We start from the raw sequence: 15055 nt of genomic DNA on the forward strand, positions 1-15055 counted from the left end.
CTCTCAGGATAGTTGATCATCCGGAGTTGACCGGAGCCGGTCGGCGGTTAATCTTGCAACATGCCTGAGCACAAGACGGAGCCTGGCATCTTCGACATTCCGTCATCACAACCGGCGACCGGCATTGCCCCGTCACGCCGAAGATAATCAAGACAGCACCAGCTCCGTCTGGCCATGCTGCGGCTAGCTTCCATCCAAATCAAACAATCGGCGCCCGCCTCTCTGGCGGATGCTCGTCAATATATATGGAGCCGGACATGCGCTATGCATTGGTCGACAACGAACGTGTCGAGGCCAGCCATGGCCTTTCTGCCCTCTGCCCGGGCTGCGGGCAGCCCATGGTCGCCAAATGCGGCGACCGGCGGGTTCATCACTGGGCGCATCGCGGCAGGCGAACCTGCGATCACTGGTGGGAGCCCGAAACCCGATGGCATCGCCAATGGAAGAGCCTCTTCCCGGCCGATTGGCAGGAGTTCGTCCATGTCGCCGCCGACGGCGAGCGGCACATCGCCGACGTCAGGACCGGGCACGGTCTGGTGCTGGAATTCCAGCACTCCCATTTGCGGCCCGACGAACGCGCCGCGCGCGAGGCCTTCTATCCGAACCTCATATGGGTTGTAGACGGCACCCGCCTCAAGCGCGACGCGCCGCGCTTTGCGGCAGGTGTGCAAATGCTGCGGCCCACACCCTGGAGGGGAATCTACACGGTCGCCCTCCCGGGAGAGTGCTTTCCGCCGAACTGGCTCGATTGCCTGGCTCCCGCCTTTTTCGATTTCGCGGGTGCGGAACCCGTTGCGCCGGATGCCACGCCCATCGAGCGTTATCTTTGGGGGCTTCTGCCCGGGCGGGCGGAGGGCCACGGCGTCGTCGTAGCGCTCGGACGTGGAGCTCTCGTGCGGGCCGCGCACGAGCGTCCGCAGATTCTGGACGCGGCACAGATTGTCGGCGTCCTTCAGGCACGATTCCGGGCGGCACGCGTGGCGGCGATGCAGGTGACCCGCCGGCTCCCATCCGGAAAACGATGGAAGCGCAGGCGCGTGTGGAGAGGGCCTCGGCCACGGCGGCGGTTCTGACGACCTGCGGTCAAGAGCCGTAAACATGACAGGGGAGGGGGAGGAAGAAGTACCCCTCGCAGAGCGGCCAGGCCGCTGACGGTTCCACCTCAACCGCGCCGCTCGCGATCCCGGCTCGTCGGTCGTCGCGATGGCTCACGAGCCATGCTCGCCCTGCCGGGCAGGGATGCTCGGCCGCAGTTGCACCGGCCCGTCCGCTCCGCGGGCCGGGGGATGTCTTCGGGAAGAAGACAAAAACGGGACCGGCGCGGTGCCGGCTCCCGAACCCCGAAAGGAGCATCCCGATGGAAATCAAGCTCGTCGATCCGCGCGCGCTCGTTGAAAACCCCAACAAGGCCCGCTGCTCGAAATCCAATCCCCAGGCCGATGCGCTGCTGCTTGCAACGATCAAGGCGGTCGGCATCGTGCAGCCGCCCGTCGTGGCGCCTCAGCCCGATGGCGGCAACGGCTTTGTCATCCAGGCCGGGCACCGCCGCGTCAAGCAGGCGATCGCCGCCGGTCTCGACGAGATCGCGGTCATCGTTGGAGAGGCCGCCGAGGATGGCGGCGCCATGCGTTCGCTCGTTGAAACGCTCGCCCATGAAGGGCTCAATCCGGTCGACCAGTGGCGGGCCATCGAGCGCCTCGTCGCCATCGGCTGGACCGAAGAGGCGATCGCGGTGGCGCTCGCGCTTTCGGTGCGCCAGATCCGAAAGCTGCGGTTGCTCGCCAATGTGTTGCCGGCCATGCTCGATCATATGGCCAAGGGCGACATGCCCAACGAAAGCCAGCTCCGCACGATCGCGGCCGCCTCACTCGACGAACAGAAGGAGGTCTGGAAGGCGCACAAGCCGAGCAAGGGCGATCCGCAGGTTTCCTGGTGGAGCGTGGCCAACGGCCTTTCCAAGTCCCGCATGTATGCGCGCGATGCGAGTTTCGACGACGAGCTCGCGCAGGCCTACGGCATTTCCTGGGTGGAGGACCTGTTCGCGCCCGCCGACGAGGACAGCCGCTACACCACCGACGTCGAAGCCTATCTCGGTGCGCAGCAGGAGTGGATGACGCGGAACCTGCCCAAGAAGGGGGTCATCACCGAGGCCAACACATGGGGCCAGCCGGAGCTGCCCAAGAAGGCCGAACGGGTCTATGGCAAGCCGAAGAAGTCCGATCATACCGCCATGTATCTCGATCGCGACGGTAAGGTGCAGACCGTTCACTTCCGCATGCCGGAGCCGAAAGCGGCCAAGGGCAAGGGGTCTTTGGGCGACGACGCCGTCGTGATGCCTAAGACGCGGCCCGACGTCACCCGCAAGGGCATCGAGATGATCGGCGACTTCCGCACCGACGCCCTTCACGAGGCGCTCGGCCGTGCCCCGATCGAGGACGACACGCTAATGGCCTTGCTGGTCCTCGCCTTCGCCGGCCAGAATGTCAGGGTCGATTCCGCCAATGGAGGTGGAGACGACTATTACCATGGTAATCGGCGGATCGCGCGTCACGCGGCGGCGCTCCTTGACGCCGAGGGCAAGCTCTCCTTCGACATGGAGACCCTGCGCGTCGCGGTCCGCTCCATGCTGATCGAGGTGCTCTCCTGCCAGGAGAACCCGACCAATAGCGGGATCGTGTCCCGCGCTGCCGGCGATGTGGTCGGCGCCGACGGTTTTCTGCCGAACATGGGCACGGAAGAATTTCTGTCCTGCCTGTCGCGCTCCGCCCTCGAGGCGTCGTGCGAAGGCACGTCCGTCCTGCCCCGGGCCCGGGTCAAGGATACGCGGGCGGCGCTGGTCGAGGCGTTCAACGAGCAGACTTTCGTTCATCCCTCGGCGTTCTTCGCACCTGACCGCGACGTGCTCGGCGCATGGCTCGCCTCCAACACGGTTACCGAGGAGGACGAGGAGCCGGGCGGCACGGATGGCGAACCCGTCGACCCGGACCAGGGCGCCAGCGAAGGGTTCCGCGAGGCCGCCGAATAGCCCCACCACCCTTCTCTTTCGAATGCCCAACCCGCCGCCGGTCCACTCCGGCGGCGGCTTCGTTTCAGAACCCACAACCGGAGGACATCATGTCTGCACAACTGATCTTTGACCACGTGCCGCTGGGCGCGATCATCCGCTATTCCGACGGCACCCCGGGGCCTCCCGAACGCCATCGGCGCAAGCTGCGGGCCTGGGAAAGTCGCAACAACACCGGCCGGCTCGTCAGGAAACAGGCCGGCACACGCGTCGGCGAAACCACGATACCGGCCGCGGTCACCCTTCATGAGGGGGATTTCGGCAGCAAGGCGGTGATCGTGCTCAGGGTCTTCAAGACCTTCTCGGTCGATAGCGACCTCGCCTTCACGGTGGTCGAACGGCCCGCCATCGGCTCCGTCCTCGTGCTCGACCGCCCCGGCGATGAGGCCGAGCTCGTCCATGTCGCAACCAGTCGGCAGGCGGCCAATGAATGGTTGTCGCGGCACGGTTATCCAAATGCCGTGCTTCGTGAGGTGACCGCCGACGAGGCCGCGGCCGACCAGGTCGAGGGGAGGGCGGCATGACCATCTATCTCGTCGCGGTGCACATTCTCATCGATACCACCGGCGCAGATCCTCGTTCGGCCGTCTCCGCAATCCTGGAGAGGCAGCTCGACGGACTCCCTGCATCCACTCTTCCGGCGTGCGCGATTGTCGACTGGGCCGTCGCCGGCGAGGATCTCGCTGCATCCATGACGCCTGCCGTTATTCCGCCGGGCTACACTGCGGAGTTGACACCGTTTCCGGATTGGCATCGGCCAAGAGCGGGAAGGACGCAACGATGATGCGGGTTACCCACTTGTCACTGCTTTCCCGAATGGAAGCATCCTGCCGGGAAACGCGCGCGCATCTCGACAGGATCGAGCGCCAGATCGCGGCCCGTGCCGAAAGGATGACGGTAACCGCCAAGGCGAAGGCGAGATTGCACCGGAGAGGTGGTCCGCGCTGGACACTGTCGGACGAAGCCCTATTCAGGGCGTATGTCGATCAGCTCGGTTTTGAGCGGCGCGGCGAGATTGATGCCCTGTCACGCAAACTCTTGCGTCAGGAACGGGCGATCGCCGTCGTCAGGGCAAAGAGCGGCAACGACAATGAGGATCGGCTATCCTCGGCCGTACCCGGCCTGGCGGAGTGACTGGATGCGCGGCCCCGGGCGTCATCGTCATTTCCTTCTTGACACGGCCGGGGGGGACGCAAACTCCATGCCGGCCCTCCCTTCGGTTCTGGCTTCGGTCCTAAACTGGCGGCCGTGAGCACCAGCCTCGGCAAACCAGCCCAGCGGGACGGCGCGAGGGCAGTGAGCCCTGCTTGCCCGCAAGGCTGGTCCGCTCGGCTTTGGTCCGCACGGACCCTGAAGCCTCCTCCTTCCGCCGGTTTTTCTGGACCGCGCCCGAAGGGAGGGCCGGCAGGGGCCGGTTCGAGCCTTCGACCAGACCGTGAAGGAAAGGACTCTCACATGACCAGAACCGCTCGTTCCAGCCGTCAATCCAGCAAGGTCGTCCAGCTCCGAAAGGGCGCCTCCCTCGAAATGGTCCGCCTCGCCTGTCCCGACAGCGCCCAGGCGTCGCTCATCTCCGAAAGCTTCGGCCTTCCCGTCATCGACAGCGACGGCATCCGCGATCTCCATCGCAAGGTCATCATCGACACGGCCGACTCATTGAACGAAGGCCTCGGCGAACGAGCCATGCAGATCCACCTTCAGCGCATCGTCGGCTCCTATGTCGGCTCAGCCCACGGCGCCGGTCAGTTCTATTCCCGGTCGGTCTCGGAAGCCCGCGATGCCACGGCCAGAAACGCCAACGACGCCCGCGACGCGGACCTCGATGGTCCAGTCGGTTTCGACAGCGCCGCCCAGCGCAAGCGCGAATTTGCCGCCGATATGGGCATTCAGGCCCACGCGCTCCGCTGCGCCGCCGAAGGCGTCGTGGCCGCCTACGAAGAGGTCGTCGGCGAAGCCTGGAAGCCCTTCGAGCGTCATGTCGAGAATCCCGGCCAGACCGTCGATCGCAAGGCGGCCGAAATGCAGATGTCCGCTCTTGGCTGAGCGGCTCGGGCGGAGCTTCGGCTCCGCCCGTTAATTCGGTTCGACAACTCGGATTGACAGAATGACGTAAAATACCTATTTTACGTGAAACACCGGAGCCGAGAGATGAAACAGTACACCTTCTCCGATATGAACCGCTCCTCGGGCGAAATCCTCGAGACGGCGATGATCGAGCCGGTCGTGCTCACCAAGCACGGCAAGGAAAAGCTTTATGTCCTCTCGGCGCGAGATTATCACCGGATGCGTGGCGAGCCGAGCCCGACCAAGGCCTATTCGCTCCATGATGCGCCGAACGACATCCATGAGGAGCTCATGTCGGGGATAGACGCCATACTTGAACCTGCCAAGACCGATGTTTGAGCAGGGCGACGTAGCAGAGTTCCACTATCTCTGGCACCGCGAAGCACAAAAAGGCGAGGAATCCGGGCGGAAGCCTCGCCCCGTCTGCATCGTGATCAAGACCCCCGGCAATCCGGATGTCGTTTTTCTCTTTCCCTTCACATCCAAGCCACCTCATGCCGGCCAGCTCGCCTTGAGCGTGCCAGAAACCGAATGCCGCCGTATCGGTCTTGCCGCGCTGTGCTGGATCATTCTCGACGAGTACAATCGTGTCGAAATGGACAAGGATTACGACTTCGTTTCGACCGAACCCATCGGGTCGGTAAGCGCCGCCTTCCTGCGAGAAATCGCCGCGACCATCAAGCAGTCGGCCCGAACAGCCGGCATCAGAGCTGTGAAGCGGACCTGATCTTTTGTCCGTCGCTCCTGACTCAAGAAGCTGTAAAACGCAGAAGTAAACCGGGCCCACGGCCAATTTCGCTGAAGCGCTATGGCGGGATCATCCAGTTCCGGGCGTCCAAAAGCTCGCTACGACGCGAGTCCGTTCAAGCGGCTCTGCTTGTCAAAAGTTTCAAGCCTTCAACCTAATATCTACGGCTGTCGGGCCTGCGCGGTTGAACCGCACTCTAAATAGAACTTTCATTCCCACTTCAAGCGCATCAATTTCGTTCTCATCGTAGGAAGACCAATGAGCAAAAACTGGTCTCGGATACGCACCGGAACGAATGAAGGAATATCCATCCTTGACCGATTCAACTGTTCCCTCATAAGTCGGCAATCGTGATGATATGGTCGTGTCTCGCTTGGGGGCATGTCGGCGGAAACTGTTGGGGGCTCTCTGATTGATGTCGGCAAAGGCCTCTGCCGCCTTCTCTACCTCTCCTTTGTAGAAAAGGAACTCAGCATATGAGTATCGTGCTTCGAAATTTTGATCATCGCTCGTAAAGCTGCGTTTGAGGTGAACCTCAGCTGCGGCGACATCTGGGGGCTCCAACGTCAATAGATGTTGTGCGAATGCCAGATGTGTTGGCTTATCCTCGGGATTTCTCGCAAGCGCTTCTCGAAGGATGTTGTCTTGCTCGTCCATCTTTCCTGCTGCAGCGTAGATTTTGCCGATACGGATAGCGGTCCCGTTCCTCTTGGGATTGCGCGCCCAGGCGCGTTCGAGCGCCTTAAGTGCACGATTCTTATCGCGCATCTCAGACCAAAGTCGCGCTTCGATCTCAAAGAGTTCAGGATCTGAAGGGAAATCCTGTTGCGCCTTAGCCAGCGCTGTCTCAGCATCCTCAAGCTTTTCAGCAAAGAACGTGTCCTCTGATGTGCGCCCATCGTCCGTCAGCGTATCGCTTAAGTCGGCAATCTCATCCACTAGCAACTTACACCGGCTTGATACGACAAATCGGTCCCCGCTCGGCATTCGATCAAGAAATACGCGGGCCCGCCTCCGTAATTGTTCTTTGAGCACTGGCGACTGTTCGAAAACGGCGCGCTTTCGCGCTACCTCAGCCTGCGTATGGATGAAAACCCGATTTCCTGGTTCCATGGAGGCTGCTTTATCGGCATGCTTTTCTGCCTCCAGAAAGTCCCCTTTTGGGTGTGAAGATTCAAAAATTGCCCACTGCTGACACAAGTATGCTTGCTCTGGGGCTGCCCTGATAGCCTCTTGGAAGATTTCCCGCACCCCGATTGGATCAGAAAAATTTTCGACTAGAGTCCGGCCCTTGCAGATGCCTTCAAGTGCCCGTCGATCCGACGAGAAACCTACGTCAAACCCTTGGATTAGACGGGTGAACTGAGCAACTTTAGCTGCCTCGTCACCGCATGCTTGTCGGAACAGGATCTGTGCGACTCGGGCATGCCTGGTTTTGTAGGTGTAGTCGCCTGTATAGGGGTCTTGTTTCGTTACCACGATGTCTTTTAGAGGTGCGAAGAACTTTTCTTGATACTCACGAAAGTCGATGCCGGAGATTCGTGATATCGTGCCGGCTCGGACGGCCACGCCAAATTGATTCATGGTGGCAATGTCGAGATATAGGCGACGGGCACGCTCCGGATTCACGGCCTCAAATTCATTAAGAACAATCTGCTCGAAAGGAAGTCCTTTCGTGAGTACATGTAGGGCAACAAGCAGCTGACGATCCGCATGCTCAACACTCATGAAGGCTTCTATTTGCTCATCCCTTGATTGACCCTCTAGCTCGCCCAAGCATTTGTGACGTTCCAATAGATCCAATATCGCTTCGGTCTCTGCACTGCTCAACGCGCCAAGCCGTAGCGGGTGGGGCGGAAATTGCTCTTCGAGAGCACCGCAGTAGGTTATCCAATCCGCCTCTCGCTCTGCGCCCACAACGACGACTGGAACGCTTCGGGTCTTCATTGCCAGTAGGAAATCGATGAGCTTGTCGACATGCAATGCGACTTGATCAACAAACAGATAGATCGGACGTTGCGTAAGCTCGTGGATTTCGTAGAAAACTTCCGGACGAAGTTGGCCATTTTCTTCGAGCCACAAAACTAGCGCATTATTGGCTGTCGCCGCATCGAATGCAGTTCGCTTTAGTACGATGGTCTTGCCTGCGCCGGCAGGGCCCTGCAGAAGAAAAAACACCGGCCCCGTCGGGGTCTCGTTCTCGAGCAACGCCTTATACAAGAGTTCATCCGTGACCCGTCGCCTCGCATCGAATCGCTTAAAAATGCAGCCCCATCCGGTGTCGTATCCGGAATAAAAGCGCTCCGCGGTTTGTTCTGCGTAGGACATTGAGGAATGAACGAGGGTGATATCCTTGTTCAGCGAACCGCGGACAATCTCTGACTCCTCGGTGGGCGCCGAATAGTAGTTGCGAAGGGGAAACTCAATCGTTCCAGTGCTGGGTGTTATAAACCGGAGAAGCTTTGGAACGGCACCGTCGAGGGCTTCCATGAAATCTCTGAAATATACCGGGAACGCTTCGACATTCTTTGACGCCCAAAAAGCGACATCTTCGGGCTCGGCACCTGGATCAACGATGTACCAGCGTGGTCTGTTATCCGACTGCAGTTTATAGAACAGGCTCCGAATATGGCTGTCGCCCAAACGGTAGCCGACGAAGATGATCGGGCATTCGTGAGCTAGATACTCGAGGCGAGAAAAGAGCCTGGTCCGGTTTTTTGAGTAGCTATCATACTGTTCCCATGAGAGAATTAGCGGTACATCCTTGTCTAGGCGGTGATCAAGGGAGCCGTGCAACTTAAGGTACTGCACAGGATTCAGAACGGCGCCCATTCGCGCGTCGACCGGTTCGTCATCCTTCACAAATGGAACAAGTGTCTGCCGCCGCCTCGTTGGGTCGCTGTACGCGGCCTCGAGGAAAAGATCATAGTTCGTCGTAGCGATTGCCCGCCAATTGAATTCTGAAACCAGTTTGTGAGCTTCGGAAGTGTGATACCCTTCAAAGGCTCGATTCACCTCATCGAAAACCAGATTCTGGCCTGAGCCGTTGGCGATCGCCATCTCCGCGACCGACATGACATCGCGATTGGGCATTTCCCTGCCAAAGAACTTCGTAGCAAGAATATCCCGCAACTGATCGGCGTCGGGCGGGGAGTTTCCATTCTCGTCAGTGCATTCCTTTGATGACCCAGCACCAAGGAAAAGAATCGCGCGACTGTTTTTAACGGCTTCCGTAAGAAGGTGAGGAAGCTCAAGCTTCTTTTTTTCTTTTCTTCGTGACCCCGACATCGCCGCCCCTTTGCGTGAACGAGTTCATTCTCCCCTACCTTCGCAGCACGTCAACCACTTAGTATGTGAGAGGATTGGAAGTTAGCAACCAGGGCGACCGGCTTAGTAGAATGTCAGGAATCAATTAGGGACCGTTCGGTCAATCACGGTTCGTGGTGTAACTATTTCGTTCATCAGATCAGTGCGAATGACAAAGTCCTGACCTCTCTTAGGCTGTCCAGAACAATCACACCCGGGAATGGCAAAACGTCCTCCCCGACTGGAGGGTTTCTCTGCAATGCCGATGCCTTTGTCTTCAGATCGCTCCACTTAACTTCTAGAACCTGACGGGCGACCGCCCGAGCAGGGTGCCGACTGAAACGCCGGTGTGCCGCCAGCATACACGCGCACACCACGGGCTCAAACCCTCAGGGCGGTCCAATCCCGCTCTTCAGGGATGGCATTCCTCGTGCGGCCGCGGAACTTCCACGATCAACCCATAAAGGGTCCGCTAGCAAAGCTGCGGCCGTTTGGCTGACGCCTGCACGGTGATCGCGTCCGCTTGCCGCACACTGACGGAGCCATCAGAGCGGGAATGGCCCGCTCCAAAGATGGAGCCCTCGGATGTCGCACGATCTTTCTCTCGCCCAGCAACACGCCTGGAGACTCGCCCGCACCCTGATGACCCCGGTGGCCCTCTTTCAGTCCGACGACGCCTACGGGGTGCTCCCCGCCGATGAAGTCGAAGACGCCGAGGTCGACATCCTCTTCGAATACGATCCCTACACCGGCGGACACGCGGTTCACTGAACCGGCTCCCCATTCACTCTCCGCAGTGGCGGCGCCTGGCGCCGCTGCCCTTGTTTCGACCGCCCGCGGCCCGTCCCGGTCGGTGGCCTTGGCGGGGCCGGCCGCGCCGGCAACGGCTTGCGCCGTCCTCCCCTTTGGTCCGGCCCTACGGGTGCAGGCGCGCCCCGCTCCGCCGGATGCGGCCCCCGTGACGGGGCCGCGATCGGCGCGGCCTCCAGAGACGGAGGTTGAAATGAGCAGGAAAGAAAAGGGCGCGAAGTCCGATATCTACACGCGCATCACGGAAAAGATCGTTGCCGATCTGGAGAAGGGCGTGCGGCCATGGGTGAAACCCTGGAGCGCCGGCCATGCCGACGGACGGATCACCCGGCCGCTGCGCCACACCGGCGAACCATACACCGGCATCAACGTCCTGTTGCTGTGGTCGGAGAGCCTGGCGCGCGGGTTCACGGCGCCGCTCTGGATGACCTATCGCCAGGCGGCACAGATCGGCGCACAGGTTCGCAAGGGCGAAACCGGCGCGACGGTTGTCTATGCGAGCAGGTTCACGAAAACCGAGACGGACGCGCAGGGCGAGGAATTGGAGCGCGATATTCCGTTCCTCAAAACATACACCGTGTTCAATTGCGATCAGATCGACGGGCTTCCCGATCACTACTACCACAGGCCCGAGAAGCTCATCGATCCTGTCGAGCGGATCGAACATGCCGACCGGTTCTTCGCCAATACAGGGGCCGTGATCCGGCATGGCGGCGCGCGGGCCTTCTACGCGCCGGCAAGCGATCACATCCAGATGCCGCCCTTCGAGGCGTTCCGGGATGCCGAATCTTATGTCGCCGTGCTCAGTCACGAAACAGTCCACTGGACCTCGAGGCCCGATCGGGTTGGCCGCGATCTGAGCCGCTACGCCAGGGACAAGACCGAGCGCGCGCGCGAAGAGCTCGTCGCCGAGATTGGCTCGGCACTGGTTTGCGCGGACCTCGGGATCGTTCCCGAACTCGAACCACGGCCGGACCATGCGTCCTATGTGGCGAACTGGTTGCGCGTCCTTTCCGACGACCGAAGAGCAATCTTTCAGGCCGCCGCCCATGCGCAACGGGCCGTGACCTATCTGCACGGCCTGCAGCCCGCAGCCCTCGGCACGGGCCAGTTGGAGGCGGCCTGATGCTCTCCTTTTCGAATGCTGCTGCGGAGGGCATCGAGCCCTCTGCCATCCGGCTGCGCGTGCTATCGCTCGGCGCCGGCGTCCAATCGACCACCCTGGCGCTGATGGCCGCCCATGGCGAGATCGGCCCGGTGCCAGATTGCGCCATATTCGCCGATACTGGCTGGGAACCGAAGGCGGTCTATGACCATCTCGACTGGCTGCAATCGCCCAACGTGCTGCCGTTTCCCGTCCACGTCGTTTCGGCGGGCAACATACGTGATCAGCTCATGGGAGCGGCAAAGGGCAAACGCTGGGCGTCGATCCCGGCGTTCGCCAAAACCGTCACCCCGGTGGGATCCGCCGTGCCGGTATTCGACGAGGATGCGGCCGGTGCGCTTGTCGAGGTCTCTACACGGCGCACAACACGCGACACGGTTTCCATCGGCATGATCCGACGTCAATGCACCACGGATTTCAAGATCGTACCGATCCGCCGGAAGGTCAGGGAGCTTGCGGGGCTCGCCCGCAAGCGTTCGCCCGGCCATGCCGTTGTCGAGCAATGGATCGGAATCTCGTGCGACGAGATCATGCGCGTGAAGCCGAGCCGCGAAACCTGGCAGGTCAACCGCTGGCCGTTGATCGAGATGCGCATGAGCCGCCGGGACTGCCTCGCCTGGCTGCGCCGCCACGATTACCCTCAACCGCCGAAATCGGCCCGGGCGCCATAGTCGTGTTCCCTTCACCTCGATGTCTTGGAGCTCGCCCGGCGCGGTCTCGATGGGGCATGTCTGACCGGGAAACGGCTCCGCCTCGCCCGGCATTTCGCAACGCCCGTCCAAAACTTTCCTCCCCTGCGAACTGACGTTCGCATTCCTCGCGAACCAAGAAAGTTCCTCCCGGCCGTCCTCCATTTCATTGCGGCCTTAAGGATCACCCCATTGCGCACGCGCAACGGGGACCCCGGTAGGTGCGTGCCGGTCGTTCCCGATCTTTTCGACAGCCATCGAGACCGCGATGGGCGCGGCTCGGAACTTCGAAAGGAACACGACAATGGCAAACATCGGCACCTTCACCACCACCCGCAACGGCTTCACCGGAGCGATCAAGACCCTCACGCTCAACGTCAAGGCCCGCTTCGAGCGCGTCGAAAACCCTTCCGAGAACGGACCGCATTTCCGCATCTACTCAAATGCAGTTGAGCTGGGTGCGGCGTGGCAGAAACAGGCCAAGCAGACCGAGCGCGACTACCTTTCGGTCAAGCTGGACGACCCGAGCTTCCCGGCTCCCATCTACGCCACCCTGATCGAGGTCGAAGGCCAGGAAGGCGTGCAGCTCATCTGGTCCCGCCCCAACGGCAACCGGGACTGACCAGACCCCCCAACGGCCCCGCCGAAAGGGCGGGGCCATTTCTGTGTCGACGCAACGACGGCCGCCAGATTCGAGGCCAGTCGTCCACTTCACTCCCGGCCGCCCCTCCGCGAGGCACACGGGTCGAGATAGCCCCGGCGCCGCTTCCGGCGTTCGAGCCGCGTCATCGCATCGCCGGCCTCGGCGGGCGTGTCGAAGGTCTCGATCATCGACTGTCCACGCGTTCCGATCCGACCCCAATCGCGCACGAGGGACGCTCCTCCAAACAATGTGGGCTGAACGGAAAGGCTGTAGAACCGCCGCATGTTCTGCGACGGGTCGATACGGCGAAGATGAACCGGATGTAGATCTTTCATGTCGGAGAGTCTCGCTTCCTACGGAAGCGGCGTCCAACGAGTTTCATGAATCGGTGAACGGTCATCGATTCATGGCATTGATGCCAATAACCCTCGTGAGATTTTTTGGCGGCTACGTCCGCTGAAACCGGTTCTCTGCGACGACGCACTTCATATCCTCTCGCCGGAACCAAATGGCGCGGCCGCATCTGAGCGGCGGATTGCCGGCCGTGAAGACGATCTGTTCGTCGGCGCGCATTTGCAGAATCTCCTCGGGCAGTATAAGCGGCCGCGCGGAGAGCTGCCGCGAGCGCGTGCGCGAGGATCCCGACATGCGCGAGGTCCGGCTGAGCTGCTCCACCTCGACCGTCGTGTTGCCGCAGCGCCGCGAGATGTAATCGGCGGTTTCCGGGTCGTTGATTGCCGCAAACGAGATCCACGACGCCGACTCGAACCATTTGCTCGATGCGTCACGCGCACCGTAGGTTTCGCGCATCTGACCGATGGACTGGAACAGGAGCAGCAGACTGATGCCGTATTTTCGGCCGGCGTCCCGGGCGGTCTCGAGGATGCGCAGATATCCCAGCCGTCCGACCTCATCGAGCAGGAACAGTGTGCGGCCCTTCACCTTACCATTGCGGTTGTAGATCGCGTTGGCCAGGGCGCCGATGACGGTGCGCGCCAGGCCGGGATGCGCTTCGAGAGTCTTGAGATCGAGATTGACGAACACGTCGGTGTCGCCATCCGCCAGATCGTCGGTCGAGAAGCTGTTGCCGGAGACCAGCGCCGCATAGTTCGGATAGGAAAGCCAATGCGTCTCCTTGACCGCATTGGCATAGACGCCGGAGAAGGTCTCCGGTGTCATGGCGATGAAAGGCGCCACGTTTTCCTTGACGAATGCGGACTCGGAATTGCCGTAGATCAGCTGCAGTCGTTCGCGAAGCTTGGGCTCGGGTTCGGAGAGGTTCGCTCGCATCTGCCGCAGATGCTGGTTTTCCTTTTCCGTATGCCCCGACAGGCAGACATCGGCGATCAGGACGGTGATGAGCTGAAGCGCGGACGCGCGAAAGAAGTCGTCGCGGATCGAAGCCTGGCGAGCGGTGTCGGTCACGACCCAGGTAGCGACCGCCACCACGTCCTCTTCCTTTGTCCCGCCGAACCGCCCAATCCAGTCAAGCACGTTGAAGCCGGTGCCCGGCTCCTTCGGGTCGAGCACGAAGACCGATCGGCCGGCCTTGCGCCGGTGCCCGATCACCATCGGTGCGACCTCGTTTGACGGATCGAGTGCAACGAGTCCTCCTCCCCATTTGAGTGCCGTCGGAACGGTGACCGAGGTGGACTTGAAGCCGCCCGACCCGGCGAAAACCAGCCCGTGCGACGAGCCGAACGAACCGTCAAAGCACAGCAGCTGCGATTTTCCGCCCGAACCCCATGTCTCGCGGTCGTCGGCGCGGAAGCCGCGCCCGCCGCCCGCTTGCCTGTCGACGCGGCAGGCCTCGCCGACGACGATTCCACCGCCCTCGGGAAAGAGGCGCCGGGCCGCAGAGATCGTCATCCACTCGCTTTCCCCATGAATGGCACGTTTGCCCCGGACGCGGCGGGGCGCGGCCGACGCGAAGGCGGCATTGCCGCGCATGGCGACGCGCAAACCGAAGACGCCGGCGACCGCCGCAACGAGGGCCCCCGTCAGCGTGGCGGGATCGGCATGCTCGACGATGGATCTGCCTGGCGGCACCGTTGCGGTGAATGCGGCGAGCCGGCCGATCTCGCGGACCGCAGCGATTGTGATCACCACCAGCGTGCCGGCGACGACCCCCCAGCCCGCGAGCAGGATCGAGATCGCGCCCCTGGCCGCAAAGAGAAAGACGACGCCTGTCCCGCCTGCTGCCATGTAGGGCAGCGCGATGCCGATCCGGCCAAGCATCAGGCGCGCGTCCGGCGCGCGGACGAAGCTTGCGAGCCAGTGCTCGATCCCCGTGAGGCCGAGACATACCCCCGTCATCATCATGACGGGAGCAAGGAACAAGGCGAGCTTAGTCGGGTTCATCGGCGAACGCCTTCATCCCGATAGCCATCAGCCGCGCGCGCTCGGCTTGGTCGCACTTTATCCGGCTTGCGCCATCGATCAGGAGACCGAGCAGCAGAGCGCGCTTCTCGTAACGAAGCCCGGCCTTGGCGATCAGCCCGCCGAGTTGGATCTTCTCGCGCGTATCCTTCCTGCGCGCGTCCGATTGGCTTGCCTGTCGCATCCG

General features: G+C 61.6%; 15 protein-coding genes and 1 pseudogene. 12 read left to right on the forward strand and 4 right to left on the reverse strand.

The annotated features are described in order from the left end of the window. The first annotated feature begins 257 nt into the window (after nucleotides 1–257). The 8 genes from AC2CHD_RS20290 to AC2CHD_RS20325 all read left to right on the forward strand — a co-directional run bounded on the left by AC2CHD_RS20290 (nucleotide 258) and on the right by AC2CHD_RS20325 (nucleotide 5855). Nucleotides 258–1073 (forward strand): competence protein CoiA, encoded by an 816-nt coding sequence (locus AC2CHD_RS20290; RefSeq protein ID WP_484555094.1) that lies wholly within the window; start codon nucleotides 258–260, stop codon nucleotides 1071–1073. A 284-nt stretch (nucleotides 1074–1357) separates the two neighbouring features. Beyond that, nucleotides 1358–3025 carry a ParB N-terminal domain-containing protein gene (locus tag AC2CHD_RS20295; protein WP_484555095.1) on the forward strand — a complete coding sequence of 556 codons (1668 nt, stop codon included), beginning with the start codon at nucleotides 1358–1360 and terminating at the stop codon, nucleotides 3023–3025. Between the two features lie 89 nt (nucleotides 3026–3114). After that, nucleotides 3115–3588: a hypothetical protein gene (locus AC2CHD_RS20300; protein WP_484555096.1), complete on the forward strand. Its 474-nt coding sequence runs from the start codon at nucleotides 3115–3117 to the stop codon at nucleotides 3586–3588. Further along, entirely contained in the window at nucleotides 3585–3848 is a 264-nt protein-coding gene (locus tag AC2CHD_RS20305; RefSeq protein ID WP_484555097.1) for a hypothetical protein, read from the forward strand. The genes AC2CHD_RS20300 and AC2CHD_RS20305 overlap by 4 nt, the downstream gene beginning before the upstream one ends. Further along, nucleotides 3845–4198 (forward strand): hypothetical protein, encoded by a 354-nt coding sequence (locus AC2CHD_RS20310; protein ID WP_484555098.1) that lies wholly within the window; start codon nucleotides 3845–3847, stop codon nucleotides 4196–4198. The genes AC2CHD_RS20305 and AC2CHD_RS20310 overlap by 4 nt, the downstream gene beginning before the upstream one ends. Nucleotides 4199–4519: 321 nt before the next feature. Then, a complete protein-coding gene (locus AC2CHD_RS20315) occupies nucleotides 4520–5107 on the forward strand; it encodes a hypothetical protein (protein WP_484555099.1) in 588 nt (195 codons plus the stop codon). A 105-nt stretch (nucleotides 5108–5212) separates the two neighbouring features. Continuing rightward, on the forward strand, nucleotides 5213–5467 hold the full coding sequence (locus AC2CHD_RS20320; protein WP_484555100.1) for a type II toxin-antitoxin system prevent-host-death family antitoxin: 255 nt from the start codon (nucleotides 5213–5215) through the stop codon (nucleotides 5465–5467). Beyond that, entirely contained in the window at nucleotides 5460–5855 is a 396-nt protein-coding gene (locus AC2CHD_RS20325) for a hypothetical protein (RefSeq protein WP_484555101.1), read from the forward strand. Before AC2CHD_RS20320 ends, AC2CHD_RS20325 begins: the two co-directional genes overlap by 8 nt. A 162-nt stretch (nucleotides 5856–6017) precedes the next feature. Here AC2CHD_RS20325 and AC2CHD_RS20330 read toward each other — a convergent pair whose 3' ends face one another. Then, the gene (locus AC2CHD_RS20330) at nucleotides 6018–9164 is read right to left on the reverse strand and encodes a P-loop NTPase (protein WP_484555102.1); all 3147 of its coding nucleotides are present in this window, start codon (nucleotides 9162–9164) and stop codon (nucleotides 6018–6020) included. Nucleotides 9165–9767: 603 nt separating this feature from the next. Between AC2CHD_RS20330 and AC2CHD_RS20335 the strand changes: the two genes are divergently transcribed. The 4 genes and pseudogenes from AC2CHD_RS20335 (at nucleotide 9768) to AC2CHD_RS20350 (ending at nucleotide 12468) form a co-directional block, all read left to right on the forward strand. Further along, a complete protein-coding gene (locus AC2CHD_RS20335) occupies nucleotides 9768–9953 on the forward strand; it encodes a hypothetical protein (protein WP_484555103.1) in 186 nt (61 codons plus the stop codon). Nucleotides 9954–10185: 232 nt separating this feature from the next. After that, entirely contained in the window at nucleotides 10186–11118 is a 933-nt protein-coding gene (locus AC2CHD_RS20340) for an ArdC family protein (protein ID WP_484555104.1), read from the forward strand. Further along, nucleotides 11118–11816: pseudogene (locus tag AC2CHD_RS20345) on the forward strand (hypothetical protein); the annotation flags it as partial. The gene AC2CHD_RS20340 and the pseudogene AC2CHD_RS20345, both read left to right, overlap by 1 nt. Nucleotides 11817–12150: 334 nt before the next feature. Next, nucleotides 12151–12468 (forward strand): DUF736 domain-containing protein, encoded by a 318-nt coding sequence (locus AC2CHD_RS20350; RefSeq protein WP_484555105.1) that lies wholly within the window; start codon nucleotides 12151–12153, stop codon nucleotides 12466–12468. A gap of 89 nt (nucleotides 12469–12557) precedes the next feature. Here the strand turns inward: AC2CHD_RS20350 and AC2CHD_RS20355 are convergent, their stop codons facing one another. The 3 genes from AC2CHD_RS20355 to traD all read right to left on the reverse strand — a co-directional run bounded on the left by AC2CHD_RS20355 (nucleotide 12558) and on the right by traD (nucleotide 15052). Next, nucleotides 12558–12824 carry a WGR domain-containing protein gene (locus AC2CHD_RS20355; protein WP_484555106.1) on the reverse strand — a complete coding sequence of 89 codons (267 nt, stop codon included), beginning with the start codon at nucleotides 12822–12824 and terminating at the stop codon, nucleotides 12558–12560. 112 nt (nucleotides 12825–12936) lie between these two features. Beyond that, entirely contained in the window at nucleotides 12937–14850 is a 1914-nt protein-coding gene (gene traG / locus AC2CHD_RS20360) for a Ti-type conjugative transfer system protein TraG (protein WP_484555107.1), read from the reverse strand. Beyond that, nucleotides 14837–15052: a type IV conjugative transfer system coupling protein TraD gene (gene traD / locus AC2CHD_RS20365; RefSeq protein WP_484555108.1), complete on the reverse strand. Its 216-nt coding sequence runs from the start codon at nucleotides 15050–15052 to the stop codon at nucleotides 14837–14839. Before traD ends, traG begins: the two co-directional genes overlap by 14 nt. Nucleotides 15053–15055 lie beyond the last annotated feature (3 nt).

The sequence above is a fragment of the Nitratireductor sp. ATLC21 genome (genome assembly GCF_057196525.1).